This is a genomic window from Mesorhizobium sp. AR10, assembly GCF_024746795.1.
Lineage (GTDB): Bacteria > Pseudomonadota > Alphaproteobacteria > Rhizobiales > Rhizobiaceae > Mesorhizobium.
The window spans coordinates 165,994-179,207 of record NZ_CP080524.1; the positions used below are offsets into that span (position 1 = coordinate 165,994).

At 61.0% G+C, this 13,214-nt stretch carries 7 protein-coding genes and 1 pseudogene; 3 read left to right on the forward strand and 5 right to left on the reverse strand.

The window, feature by feature from the left end:
• Positions 1–117 precede the first annotated feature (117 nt).
• Positions 118–812, forward strand: a pseudogene (locus tag LHFGNBLO_RS04325) (winged helix-turn-helix transcriptional regulator).
• 347 nt (positions 813–1,159) lie between these two features.
• Complete coding sequence (locus LHFGNBLO_RS04330) at positions 1,160–1,438, forward strand: hypothetical protein (protein ID WP_258604662.1); 279 nt, start codon at positions 1,160–1,162, stop codon at positions 1,436–1,438.
• Between the two features lie 265 nt (positions 1,439–1,703).
• Here LHFGNBLO_RS04330 and LHFGNBLO_RS04335 read toward each other — a convergent pair whose 3' ends face one another.
• Positions 1,704–3,116 carry a glucoamylase family protein gene (locus LHFGNBLO_RS04335; RefSeq protein WP_258604665.1) on the reverse strand — a complete coding sequence of 471 codons (1,413 nt, stop codon included), beginning with the start codon at positions 3,114–3,116 and terminating at the stop codon, positions 1,704–1,706.
• Between the two features lie 242 nt (positions 3,117–3,358).
• Positions 3,359–3,997: a response regulator transcription factor gene (locus LHFGNBLO_RS04340; RefSeq protein WP_258604667.1), complete on the reverse strand. Its 639-nt coding sequence runs from the start codon at positions 3,995–3,997 to the stop codon at positions 3,359–3,361.
• Between the two features lie 339 nt (positions 3,998–4,336).
• On the opposite strand from LHFGNBLO_RS04340, the gene LHFGNBLO_RS04345 reads away from it, so the two are divergent.
• Complete coding sequence (locus LHFGNBLO_RS04345) at positions 4,337–4,498, forward strand: hypothetical protein (RefSeq protein WP_258604669.1); 162 nt, start codon at positions 4,337–4,339, stop codon at positions 4,496–4,498.
• Between the two features lie 119 nt (positions 4,499–4,617).
• Here the strand turns inward: LHFGNBLO_RS04345 and LHFGNBLO_RS04350 are convergent, their stop codons facing one another.
• From LHFGNBLO_RS04350 to LHFGNBLO_RS04360, 3 genes are all read right to left on the reverse strand, one after another.
• Positions 4,618–10,980, reverse strand: a complete 6,363-nt coding sequence (locus LHFGNBLO_RS04350) for an AAA family ATPase (protein WP_258604670.1) — start codon at positions 10,978–10,980, stop codon at positions 4,618–4,620.
• Between the two features lie 507 nt (positions 10,981–11,487).
• Positions 11,488–12,171 carry a DUF1194 domain-containing protein gene (locus LHFGNBLO_RS04355; protein WP_319944209.1) on the reverse strand — a complete coding sequence of 228 codons (684 nt, stop codon included), beginning with the start codon at positions 12,169–12,171 and terminating at the stop codon, positions 11,488–11,490.
• Entirely contained in the window at positions 12,134–13,189 is a 1,056-nt protein-coding gene (locus LHFGNBLO_RS04360) for a DMT family transporter (protein WP_413774664.1), read from the reverse strand. Before LHFGNBLO_RS04360 ends, LHFGNBLO_RS04355 begins: the two co-directional genes overlap by 38 nt.
• Between the last annotated feature and the right edge of the window lie 25 nt (positions 13,190–13,214).

The window sequence follows — 13,214 nt, forward strand, 5'->3', positions numbered from 1 at the left end:
GAGCCTCAAGCATCGCCGCTTAGGCCGCCCGCTTCCAGTTCAGAAACTGTATCACCGGCATTTTCTGTTGGGCGCCGGTCTGGTAGTATCCATCCATCGACAACGACGGGGCTCCCGATGGACCAGCGCGGCGGCTACGGCCAGTTCTGCCCGGTTTCGATGGCGTCGGAGATCCTCTGCAGCCGCGCTGGACGACCTTGGTCCTGCGCGAGCTGCTTTGCGGCAGCACGCGCTTCAACGATCTGAGGCGTGGCGTGCCGAAGATGTCGCCGACGCTGCTGTCGAAGCGGCTCAAGGAATTGCAGAGCGCCGGGGTCATCACCGTAACACGCAAGGCCAAAGGCGCGGTCGAGTATCAGCTGTCGGAGGCGGGCGAGGAGTTGCGGCCCTTGATTATGGGACTCGGCAACTGGGCGCAGCGCTGGATGGAATCGCGCTTGTCGCTGCGCAATTTGGACCCGTCGCTGCTCATGTGGGACATGCGCCGGAGCCTCGACGTCAAGCTGTTGCCCGACCGGCGATGCACGATACAGTTTCTGTATTCCGAGCTTCCGGGAGCGCAAAACAGCTGGTGGCTTGTGGTGGACGGCGGCGCGGTCGACCTCTGCAATTTCAATCCCGGTTACGAACTCGACCTTCTCGTGAGAAGCTCATTGCTGTCGATGACGGCGATCTGGATGGGGCTGACGACGGTCAAGAAGGAGTCCGACGGCGGTCAGCTGCAAATCGAGGGTGACCCCGCCCTTGCTCATTCGATGCAGCAATGGCTGGGGCTAAGCGCCTTTGCACACCAACCGCGACGGGCGCAGTAGACTATTGGCAAGTGCACGACGAAGCATTGCCTTTTGCAGCTTCAGTACGAGTTCGGCGACTTTGCCCTGTCTCGTCAGTATGACTCGTTTAGCTTTGGGTTTCGCTAGCGTGTGCCATTGACATTGTTGATCAACGCAGACCAGCAGGTATCCGGTTGATCGCCAAGAGCTCAGAGCGTTGAGCAGCAATTCAACATTGCATTCTATGCCACGTTTGGGTCCGCTATGCGCCCATGTCGGTCATCCCGGCCGACTTGACTGCTTACTAAAAGCGGACATTGCTGGTGCCGACGCTGAGCTCGCGGTTGCTATTATGCTCCCTCATCGCCTAAGCCGAGGAACTGCTCATGATCGAGAGTATCCACGGAGAAAGGACCGTTTCTGAACTGGGGGATCGGGTGACCGAACTCATCGAGCAACAGACGGCCATCTCGGAAGTGCTGCACGCGATTGCGAGCTCGCCGCACGACTTGCGGCCCATCTTCGACGCCATCCTCGACAGCGCCACACGTCTCTCCGAAGAAAGCGGCCTTTGTCGCGTGGCGATACGAGGGGACCCCTTTTGGTTAGTCAGGCGGTATCATCTCCAGTGCTCGCGGAAAACGGGAGCCATCGGAGTCGAATAGCCACAAGCAGGTTGCCCACCCACATCCCCGACTTCGCAGTAGTTGAAGGCGGCATAGGCATAGGCGGCCGATCATCTCGGCACTTCGTTGAAGCTGCCGCCCTCGCTCGAGCCGTCGCGCGTTGACATCGAACGCCGGCTGCCGCACATCCGCCTGCCCGGTGGCGATGGATGAGTACGTCGCGAATTAGGGCACTATCGTGTTCCATATCCACACCATCGCGGAGAAGTTGATCGTCGATGCGCGTCCTAGCCGCCAGCAGCCGTCACCCGCTGAGAAAGCCGAGCTTCGCTAGGCCGACCCGGATCTCCGGACAGCTCATGAATAGCCGCCACAGGAGCCCACTCCGGTAATTCTCGATCATGATGACGATCGGCCCTTGGTCGATGGCGAGATAGGAGTCCGCGTACCAATCCATCGCCGGGCTGAATGCGTCCCTGAAGCCGTACTCGCCCCAGAGCCGGTCGCCGCGTGAAGCGAAGTGGCGCAGCGCGCGCTTGCACTCCGCCGGGGCGTAGGGGAAGGAGCCGAGGGCACCTGTGGGAGCAATCACGCCATGGTCCCGGTCGGGAGCGTGCGCAACGTAGCCGTGGACACTGTCGCTCGCGGTCAGACCCCAACACTCGGCACTATAGCCGTCGAATTTCTCGGGATTGCGGATACAGTGCGCCTGGTTGATGCGGGTATAGGCGACGTTCTGCCGCCAATAGTCGGCGTAGCAGTCGCGAAGCCGCCTGGGGTCGAGCCCGAGGAATGAATAGTGCGCGAAGAAGAGGGGGCCGCCATGATCGGGTCCAAGGGGGAGTGGTATGCCATGGAAGCTCCGCCCGTTAACGAAGGCTTGGCCGGTTGCCCAGCCCCGATGATAGACACTCGGCTCGATCGGGTGGCGTGAGGCGGAAGCGGCGAGGACGAATGCGATCAGGCATTCGTTCCAGCCGTGGATCGGGTGATCCATTGCCCATGCGTGCTCGGGGCTCCAATGCCAAAAGAGCGAGTCAGAGCCGCGGGTGAACCAGTCCCATTCGACATCCCGCCAAAGCGTATCGATGAGGCTGCGAAAGATGCGCTCCCTGGCTTCCGGGCCTCCAAAATACTGCCGCGCCGAAAGCAGCCCCACCATCAAATATGCCGTCTCGACGATGTCGCCGCCGTCGTCGCATTGACTAAACGGAATGGTTCGGCCCCTGTCGCCATCCATCCAGTGAGGAAAGGCACCGTGATGGCGCTCGGCCTCGCCGAGAAAGCACACCATCGTTATCAGGCGATCAAGAGCAGCTTGGCGCCCGATCCACCCGCGCTCGACACCCGCAAGGATCGCCATGATACCGAAGCCGGAACCGCCGGTCGTGACGATATGCGGTGTCGCGTTGCTCCGCTCCCGCGCAAGGCCGCTCGTCGGATGACCAAAATCCCAAAAATATCGGAGCGTTTGTCGCTGAACGGTGTCGAGGATCTCTTCCAAAGACGCGTCAGAGCGAGGGGTGCCGTGGCTGATGGAAATTCTGAGCGGCGCTTCGATCGCGACTGAGGCGACGTGGGCGACGCCAAGACCGTGCGACTTCGCTCCGTGGCTGGGAGGCTGCCAATCGCTCTCAACTTTGAGCGCGTGCGACGCCGTGTTTTCGAGATCGATTCGAGACGAGAAATCTGCAGCCGCGCCGTATGGCCTGTCCATGTCGAACCCTCGACAAACATTCCGCACCAGCCGGGACGAATTTCATGTGCCGGCTCCCAAGGAGAGACGAAACACGGTGTTGGCCGCGGTGATGTGTGCAGTTTGATTGTTTGGAACGCCGCGATCTATTGGACGCGGGTGTCGCGCAATAGCGTCATGGTTTCACTGAGCTGAACTTTGGATTACATGCGGACGGTAGATCGAATGCCGGTAGGAACCACCACTGCCTGTGCGGCTTCGCCTCAGCAGTGTTGCGGCTCCTCGTCGGGTACCAGTTGCAGCTTTTCCGCCATTCGGCTGAGCGCGAGAAGCGAATTGGCCTTCATCTTTCGCATCAGACGGCTGCGGTGGACCTTCACCGTGGCTTCGGCGATGCCGATGTCGCCGGCAATCTGTTTGTTTAGGCGACCGCGCGCGACCTCAATCATGATCTCGCGCTCCCTGGGGCTCAGCGACGCGAAGCGCTCCCTGAGAGCGACCAGAGCCACTTCATCCTCCCGCCTGGCACGATCGCGAGTGAGGCCGAGCTGAATGGCGTCGAGGAGTTCCTGGTCACGGAAGGGCTTTGTCAGGAACTCAATGGCACCACCCTTCATCGCCTGCACCGACATGGGAATATCGCCATAGCCCGTGATGAAGATGATTGGGATCTCCTTGTTCGAGATGGTGAGCTGACGTTGAAGATCAAGGCCGCTTCGGCCCGGCAATCTGACGTCGAGCACCAGGCAAGTGGGACCATCCGGCAGGTCTGCTTCGAGAAACTCGGGGATGGACGCAAACAGCCGGGCATCGAGTTCGAGCGATCGCAACAGGCGCCCGATCGAGGTTCGTAGGGCTGGATCATCGTCGATGACCAGGATGGTAGCGTTCGCGTCCGACATTGCTGCTGCTCACGATCAAAGGCGGGCAAATGGGCCTTTGTCTCGGTCTGCAAGGTTCGCGTTACTCCTCCTCCGCAAACTTAGTCCTGACTGATGGACGTGAACAGTCACATTTTTCCTCAAGGTGCGCGCGGCCGTAAGCGAGAGTTTACGCGTTTCGCGATCCGCTTGGCGACCATCCTCCCATACAGCTGCGGAATTCGGGGGCTGGCATAAGCCAAAGTTTACAATCGCTAGTATTGCTCCACCATCACTCTCGGGCGCACGCTAACTTGTCGCATGGGGTCCGGGGCATTGTCGCGGCCCCGCATTGCAGTTCTGCGCACTTCCGGAGCGCATATGCCGGTGGCGTCGTTGATCTCGGTCGTCGAAAACGATCAGTTCTTTCGCGAATCCATGAGGAGGCTCATGAGATCGGTTGGCTACGACGTCGCGGTCTTCTCTTCGGCGGCCGATTTCCTCGCATGCCTTGTCTCGCCGAACCGCCTGCCTGATCGCTGACATCAATATGCCGGCGATGACCGGGTTCAAACTTTATGAGCACCTCATGTAAGGCCGGTTACGCGATTCCGCCGATTCTCGTTACTGCCTACCCCAACGATCTTGATCAAGCCCGCGCCCTAAACGATGGGGTCGTTTGTTACCTTCGTAAGCCGTTTGATAAGCGGCTTCTGGTACGGTGTCTTGGCGCAGCTGTTCAGTCCGGCGGCTGAGCGACGAAACGTCGTGAGTTCCTTGCCATCCCTGGGCAAGGAGAACTGAAATACTGCGCCTCTAAGCTCGTTCGCGTCAGCCCACAGCCGGCCCCCATGGGCATCGATGATCGATCGGGAGATCGATAAGCCCATCCCTACTCCGCTCGACTTCGTCGTGTAGAAAGCATCGAAAACGCGTTCGCCGTGTTCCGGATCAATGCCCGGCCCAGTATCGCGCACGGACACGAGAACGCCACCGGTCCCGGTTTGCTCAGTGCTGATCGACAACTCCCGCGGCCCCTCCTCGACCGTGCTCATGGCTTCGATCGCGTTCAGGATCAGGTTCAGAACGACCTGTTGCAGTTTGACACGATCCCCCTCGACGGGAGCTAGCCCCTCCATAAGGCGAGTCTGGACCGAGACTCGATTCTTGGCGAATGCGCTTCGCGTCAAGCCAATCACCTCGTTGATCGCTTCGTTCAGATCGAAACGGGACTTTCGCGGAGGCGCCTTCTTGATCTGGTCACGGATGCGGTCGACGATATCCCCGGCTCGATCCGCATCGTCGACGATACAGGCGAGCGCTTCTCCGATTTCGGCCAGATCCGGCGATTTTCGGTCCAGGAAATGCATCGCCGCACGGGCGTTGTTGCGCGCGGCGGCGATGGGTTGCGTGATTTCGTGAGACAGCGAGGCCGCCAATTCCCCCATCAAGCTCACACGGTTCATGTGGGCGAAATCCGATTGCATCTGATCCAATCGCGCCAGGGCTCGTATGCGATCCTCGATGTCTGTTAGTAGAACGTACCAGCGCATGATGCGCCCGGTGTCATCGCGAACAGCGCCGCCGCGGGTCTCAAACCAGCGATATTCGCCGTCGAAGCGGCGCAAGCGTTGTTCGAAGTGGTATGGAATCTCGGAAGCCATCGCTCTTTTGAGATTTTCAAGCATCTGGGGAAGGTCTTCAGGATGTACCATATCCGTTGCCTGCCAGTCCCTTTGCTCGACCAGCGACCGGCCAAAATACTCGAGGCATTGGCGATTGACGGTTTCGACTTCACCGTTCGGGGTCATGATCGCAACGAGACCCGCTATCCCGTCGAGTGCTGAACGTGCACTTCGTTCGCTTTCACGCAGCGCCTGCTCGGCGCGGACGAGTGCTGTCACGTCGGTGCCGGTGCCACGATAACCACGGAATTCTCCGTCGGCGTCAAATACAGGCTTGCCGCTAGTGGCAATGAAGCGCGCCGAGCCATCGTCGGCTGCGACCCGGAAGACAAAACCGCGAAACGGCCGGTGCGCCTCCAGGGTGGCGATGTGCCGGCGCCACTTCTCCGGCTCCTCATCGAGGTCGGTAGCGAAATCCCATCGCGTTAGGCGGATCCGGCGTGCGGGGCTGGTACCGAAGATCGCGAACTGCTCCGACAGATGGATGAAACGATGGTCCGGTCCCGTCTCCCAAAGCCAATCAGAGGCAATCTCGGCGTAGTCGCGAAAGCGCTGCTCGCTCTCGCGAAGCGCCTCTTCGGCCTGCTTGGTTGCAGTGACGTCTGTAACCGCGCCAAAAAACTCGATGTTGTCCGATGCGTCCTTCACCGCGTGAGCCACGGCATGGACATGTTTCACCGCGCCGTCGGGCATCAGCAAGCGATACTCATGCGAAAAATCCTTCACGTCTCTGGCCGCACGGTCGATGGTCTGTTGCACGGCAGCACGATCGTCCGGATGGGTACGTTGAACGACCATGTCGGTGGTGAAGGAAGGAGCCCTGTCGTATCCAAAGATCCTGAAAGTCTCGTCCGACCAGATGACTTCGCCGGTGGCGATGTTCCAGCCGAAGCTGCCAGTGCGGCTCAATCGCTGCGCCTCCGCCAGATAGGCCTCGCTGCGTCGCAGTTCCTCCTCCGCTCGCTTGCGTTCAGAATAGAGGCGGGCATTTTCTAGCGAAATCGCGGCCTGCGAGGCCAGCAATTCCAACACCGCCACCCGGCTCGACGTGAACGCGTACGGCGTCAGGTTGTTCTCAAGATAGAGTGCGCCGACCAGCTTCGTCTGTTTGACGATGGGCAGGCACAGGACGGATCTCGGGTGCTTTTGCCGGACATACTCGTCGTCCGAATACAAGTTCCTCACCGAAGCGTCATCAAGCACCACGATCTCCCGCGTCCGGATCACGTAGTGAAGCGCGGATTGGGGGAGTGCCAACGGATTTAGGACCACCTCTCGAACAGAGACCTCGATTCTGCCTTGGCCGGCGGTGGCCTCCGCCACGATCTGCGGCTCGTCGTCCCTGAAAGTGATGAGCAGGCCGCGCTCGGCGCCCGCATGCTCGAGCGTGATCGTCATGAGGGTTTCAATAAGCTTGTTGAGTTCGATCTCGCCCGACACCGCCTGCGAAGCCTTGACCGCCGTCTCGACATCCAGCTGCGCGACGGGCGCGCCAATGGTTGCGGCGTGCGAGGTCGGGGTCCTTTCCTCCCGCAAGTGCGGGTAGCGTTCTTCGAGTTGCTTGACCTTGCCGAGCGCGCCCCATCGGAGGTAGCAGTGCCGGGCGTCCCGCAGACAGACGTGCGCGAACCTCTCGAAGCCTCGCGCGGCATAGAACTGCGCGGCCAGCTCGTGGGCCAGCCCCTCGTTCTGCACGAAACCGTTTTCCCGAGCCGACTGAATCGCATGCTCGTACAAGCGCATCGCATCGGCGTCTCGCCCTTCCAGGCGGGCGATCTCGGCTGACACGAGCGCGTGCTTTTCGGCGAATGTCGGCGGATAGTTTTCAGCCCATTCGCGCAGCTGTTCCTGGTGCGCTGTCAAGACTTCGCGCCACTCTTGCTGCTGGTTGGCCGACCCATTCTCGTAGCATGCCGCCACCGTCAGCGCGGCGTAATAAAAATAGTCGAGCCGCTGAATATGGATGGCTGAGGCCCAAAGCAGCGCCTTGGCCTTGTCGGCTGACGCGAGCGCCTCAGCGTAGTCGCCTGAGAGGAAGCGCGCCTTCAGCTTAAGGATCCAATAAAAGCAGACGGTTGTGGGTGAGTTCCCCCCCAGCTCCGCTTCGAACGCCGTCTCGTCGAATTGCGCATCGCTGAAGGTGGAGAAGCTCGCAGTCCGTCCCTGCATGGTTGCGATGAAGCGTTGCTGGCTCACAATGACGGCGGCGACGTCTTGGTACCGGGCCTTCCGGACGAAGTGCAGGCTCTCCTCCGTCTCGCGCCACACCGCGTCGAGCGGATCGTTTCGCAGAAGAAAATCTGTGATACTTTCGACCATGCTGAAGCAGGCATAAGTCAGATCCCCCGTCTCAATCGCAGCGCGAAAAGTAACACGCATGAAATCGATCGCGGTCCCGATCGGCTGAGTCCAGAGCGCGGCGATTCCCGCCGTCTCGTAGACTTTCGCTCGCGAGGCGATAAAGCCGTGCTTGTCGACGAGGGCGCAGGCGAGGTTGGCGAAACGGTGCGCATCGGGGTAACGGTGAAACAACGGGCCGAGGATTTGTCCTAGAAGGGCATAGCCGAGTGGGGATGCGTCGCTAATTCCGTGCTGTATCCCCAACTTCGCCATTCGACAAGCAATCAGGCAATATAAGTGAAGGTCGGTAAAGTAGGCGGCCGGGGTTAGGGCCGAGAGCACCCGCATGCCGGCCTGCAGTTCAGGATTGGTCATCGGCGGCAGGTCGATCAGGCTCTCGATTGGCCGCCCGTCCAGGGTCTGCCAGACCGACTCGTACTCGGCCTGCACCTGCTCCCAGGTCGGGTGTGCAGGCAGATCAATGTCCAGCAATCGCAGGCCGATGAGCGCGCTGTCCACAGCTTGCGCGGTTTCAGACCTCGCGGTAAAGAGCGAAACGTTGAGAACGTAGACAGCCGCCCGGTCGACTTTCAAAGTGGCGCGCTGCAGCAGTTCACCAATCAATTGCGCGCCCCTGTCGAAGTCACCGGTTAGAAACTCGCACTCCGCGCGTTCGAGCCACAGGCTGAATGTTAACTCGTACTGGCTGCCCCAGTCGCTTTCGCCCAACAGCGCCATGCCTGCCGCAAAATAGGCGCGCGCCGACGCATAGGCAGCCGACGCCTTGGCTTTTCGCCCGGCGCGCAGATCGATCGCCGCCACCTGCGCTCTCTCGTTCCGGTCGATCAGCCGTGCGGCGCCTCGACTTAGCTGGCTTGCGACATCGAACAAATGCTCGGCGAGCTGGTCCGCCGCCATGCTCGTCAGCAGGGCACGGCCGATTCGCAAGTGAACATCGGCACGGTGCTCTTGCGGGATCAGCGAATAGGCCGCCTGCTGGATCCGATCGTGCAGGAAGGTGTAACCGGTCTCCTGCCGCATGACGAGCCCTGCGCAGACGGCATCCCAGAGCGCTGCATGCACCCCCGCCTCCGTTTCCTCGTAAACCAAAGCCAGGGTGGCGACATCGGAGGCGTTGCCAAGGCAGGCGAACTGTTTCATCCCTTCCTGGGTGGGGATGGAGAGCCGCTTCATCTTTTCGACCAGGAGATCCGCGACGTTGTCGGTGTAACTCCTGGCGTGGATGCGATCAATGTCCCATCGCCAGGCTGGCGCGGCGGGGTCGAACACGAGGAGCCCGTCCTCGTTCAGCGCGGTCAGGAACTGGATCGCAAAGAATGGATTGCCGCTGGTCTTCTCGTACACCAGTTGCGCCAGCGGTCGTGCGCGTTCCGGCTCGCAATGCACTGCGTCCATGATGAGCCGGCCGATATCGTGGAGTTCCAGAGGTGTCAGCACGATCTCCTCGATCCTTGCTCCTGTCTCGCGTATCGCGCCGAGCGTCCGCATGAGCGGATGCGCGGGGTCGACCTCATTGTCCCTGTAAGCCCCGACCAGCAGCAGATGCCCTACCTCCGTATGGGTGACCAGATGCTCGAGGAGGTCGAGCGTCGCGGCATCCAGCCATTGCAAATCATCGAGGAACAGCGCCAGTGGGTGCTCTGCCCGCGCGAACACAGCGAGGAAGCGCCGGAAAACCATCTGGAAGCGGTTCTGTGCATCTTGTGGAGGCAAGTCCGCGACCGGCGGTTGTTTCCCGATCACGAGTTCCAATTCGGGAACGAGGTTGACGATAAGCTGGCCGTTGGGGCCGAGTGCCTCGCTCAGCGAGTCCCGCCAACGGCCAAGTTCGGTTTCGCTCTCGCCAAGAAGGGGCCGCACGAGACTCCGGAAGCCCTGAGCCAGGGTGGCATACGGGATGTCGCGCTTGTACTGGTCGAACTTGCCAGAGGCGAACCGCCCGCGTGGCGGGACGAGCGCCTTCTGGAGTTCGTTCACCAGCGACGACTTGCCGATGCCGGCATACCCTGAGACGAGCACCAGTTCGGTTGTGCCATTTGCCACGACCCGGTCGAAGGCGCGAAGCAGCGTCCCGATCTCATGCTCCCGGCCGTAGAGCGTCTCCGGCGTCACCAGACGGTCCGACACATCGCTAACGCCGAGCGGGAACGGCTCTAAGCGATGTTGCGACTGCCATTGTGCCAGGCACGTGCGCAGATCGACCGAGAGCCCGGCGGCGGTCTGGTAGCGGTCCTCGGCGGTCTTGGCGAGAAGCTTCATCACCATTGCCGAGACCGGTCCCGGGATGCCCGATACCCGCTCGTCGGGCGGTGTCGGTTGGCGGGCAATGTGGCAGTGCACCCATTCCATCGGATCGGAGGCGGTGAAGGGAAGCGCGCCCGTCAGCATCTCGTAGAGGGTGACCCCAAGGGCATAGAGATCGCTGCGCGCATCGATCGAGCGGTTCATCCGGCCCGTCTGTTCGGGGGCCATGTAGGCGAGCGTTCCGGCGATCACCTCCGGCGGCGCGGGCGCCTGGCGCTCGCGTGGGAGACGCGAGGCGATGCCAAAGCCCGTGAGCCAGACGCCGCCGCTTGCAGAGTCCACCAGGATGTTGGCCGGCTTGATGTCCTTATGGATCAGCCCGCGCACGTGCACCTGGCCGACTGCGGCCGCGAGCGGGATGGCTATGCGCAGGAACTGTGTCACATCCATCGGCTGGCCGAGCGTCTGATCGAGCGGCTCGCCGCCGGGATCCTCCAGCACCAACGCGGTGCGGCCCTCGTGGCGGGACAAGTCGACCGGCCGGACTGCCCAGTCGGGATTCAATTCAGCCTTGAGCTCATGTTCATGTTCGAGCCGCTTGACAGACTCTCGCGCGGAGTGTTCCCCGATGGGCGCGACCAGCAAGATCGGGTCCAAGCCGTCGCCTGAGCCGCGGTAGAGTGTGAACTCGCCCCTCCGCAACGCCGAGAATACATACCCCGAAAGCTCCGTCACCAGGGCCTCCTGTCAGCCCCCTCTTCACCCTTTGGTACAGTGACTAGTTTTGCTCCTGCTCGTCAATCCATCCAACCGAGGCCGAAAACATGCAACCGCGGACGATCGAGGTCACGGAGGGCCTTTTGATGCGAGCATACGGCGAACTGAAACGTCACGCCAGACTTCGGAATCGCGAAGGCCCGCGATGAACCACCAACGTCAGCTTTCCTATGATGTTTGCCTTGCAGCAGTCAGTCCGCTTCCGGCCCAAATGCTGCCGGGCGGCTATGCGCCGCGTGTCGGCCATAGAGGCGAACTTTGCCTCCGCCCGGAAGCAGACATTGCGGTTGACCGCTGGAGGTCGTGCTTGCGCCAGGAGCGGTCGTTAAAGCGATCAAGGCCGAGCGGCCGAACCCACCCTTTGCGGCCCTCGGCAAGACGCGTCGTATGGCTGTGGTTAAATCCAGGGGTGGCGTTTCCCATCGCACCCAGACTGAGCTCGCTGGGCCTCCTACCGGGTTTGAGTCAGTTGTCTGATGGGCCTCGCGCATCCATGTCCATGCCTATTTCAATCACCAATTTCCGGCGGAGGGCTACAGCATAGTCGCTTGCGCCCGTTGGCGTGATAACGAAGGCTAGAGGGCCGCCAATGACATTCTCGGTGAAATATGATGCCAAGCTATGACTGGAGCCGTCAGTTGACGGCAGCGAAATCGCGTTGACAGTGTAGCCCTTGGCAATCGCCTTCAGCCGACTCTGCTGGACAGGAGGGCCGTTATTGTTTTCGCCATTGGCAGAAATATCGATGATTTTCCTGTCAGCCGTTCCGGGGAACTGGTCGAGGAGCAGACTTCCGACGTCGATGGCATAAGAGATCGAGGTTCCACCCCGACCCCGGCGCCCATAGCCCCTGTCTCCCTTCTTTCTTATCACCGATGCAGCGGCCTCTGCATCTTCAAGTCCGCAGATGCTTGTCCATGGTAGCACTTTCCGCATACGCCCCGAACTTGACCATTCGAAATAGATGATGGAAATGCAGCCGACATGGTTGCGGGCAATGGCCGCAATGATCTCTGGCGAAGTGATTGCCGCGGCATGCCCATCACGCTGCAGGTCGGCGGTATCGGGATCAACCGACGACGAGAAATCGACCGCGAATACTATCGCCGCGTCAACGTCTGCGGCGTGTGCCTGGAGGCCCCATATCATCGAAGCCGCAAGCGTACCAATCAGTCCCAAACGCGAGTTCGTGCCCATTTCCCACCCTTGCTCGATCCTCAATCCGTGACGGTCCAGATACGTCGCTCACGACCACCCCACTTGAACTGCCAAGGGATTTATCTTCAGTCCGCCGCCATCGGCTTGGCAATTTCGGATCCACTGACAGCGACAGCAAGATGATAGCTCCAAGCACGATCGCGGCACCGAGAGCCCCGACCGACGACAACCGCTCCCCAAGAAACATGGCCGCGCCAATCGCTCCGAACACGCTCTCTGCGCTGACGATCACGGCGGCATGGCTGGCCGAGGTAAACCGTTGGGCGATCGTCTGGATGCCGAAGGCGGCCGCGGTCGAGAAGATGCCGAGCACCGCGAGTTCCGGAGCCGCGTCGCTGATGGCAGCCATCGATAAATTGCCCTGAAGGGCGCCGATCGGCAGCGTGATGACGGCCGCGCCGAGAAATTGAGCGGCAGCCGTTGTGACCGGCGCGCCGTGGGTCCGCATGTGGCGGCCAAGCTCCACCATCCAAAGCGCGTAGCATGCGGCCGAAAGTATCGCCGCGAGATCGCCCTGGCTGAAGCTGGTGGCCAAGCCGCCGGACAGCAGCAGCACGCCGACCAATGTCCCGCCCGCCGCAAGTCCGACGACCGCGGTCGGTCGCTCGCCGATCAGGAACCAGGCTGCGAGCGGTGTCATTACCGTTGCCGTGCTCACCAGGAAACTCGCATTGGTAACCGAGGTGCCGAGATAGGCGACCTGCTGGATGGCAATGGAAATTGAAAACAGCGCGCTGACCTTGATAAGACTCATCCAGCAGCCGGGTCCGAACTTCCTTCCTTGTTCGAGCATCGTCAGCGGCGCGGCCATGAGCCGCGCGATCAGGCAGCGCAAGCCTACGGCGCTGAGCGGATCGAGATGATCCAGCACGGTCTTCTGCGCGACATTGCCGAACCCCCAAAAGGCGGCGGCAAGCAGAAGCAGATAGTTGGCCTGTATCTTCGACATATCGATGCGGCCGTCACACTCCATC

Excerpts from the sequence above, each read along its gene's own strand:
- LHFGNBLO_RS04340 (WP_258604667.1), bottom strand. The coding sequence starts at position 3,997 with ATGTCGGACGCGAACGCTACCATCCTGGTCATCGACGATGATCCAGCC.
- LHFGNBLO_RS04360 (WP_413774664.1), bottom strand. The coding sequence starts at position 13,189 with ATGTCGAAGATACAGGCCAACTATCTGCTTCTGCTTGCCGCCGCCTTT.
- LHFGNBLO_RS04330 (WP_258604662.1), top strand. The coding sequence starts at position 1,160 with ATGATCGAGAGTATCCACGGAGAAAGGACCGTTTCTGAACTGGGGGAT.
- LHFGNBLO_RS04345 (WP_258604669.1), top strand. The coding sequence starts at position 4,337 with ATGCCGGTGGCGTCGTTGATCTCGGTCGTCGAAAACGATCAGTTCTTT.
- LHFGNBLO_RS04335 (WP_258604665.1), bottom strand. The coding sequence starts at position 3,116 with ATGGACAGGCCATACGGCGCGGCTGCAGATTTCTCGTCTCGAATCGAT.
- LHFGNBLO_RS04355 (WP_319944209.1), bottom strand. The coding sequence starts at position 12,171 with ATGATATGGGGCCTCCAGGCACACGCCGCAGACGTTGACGCGGCGATA.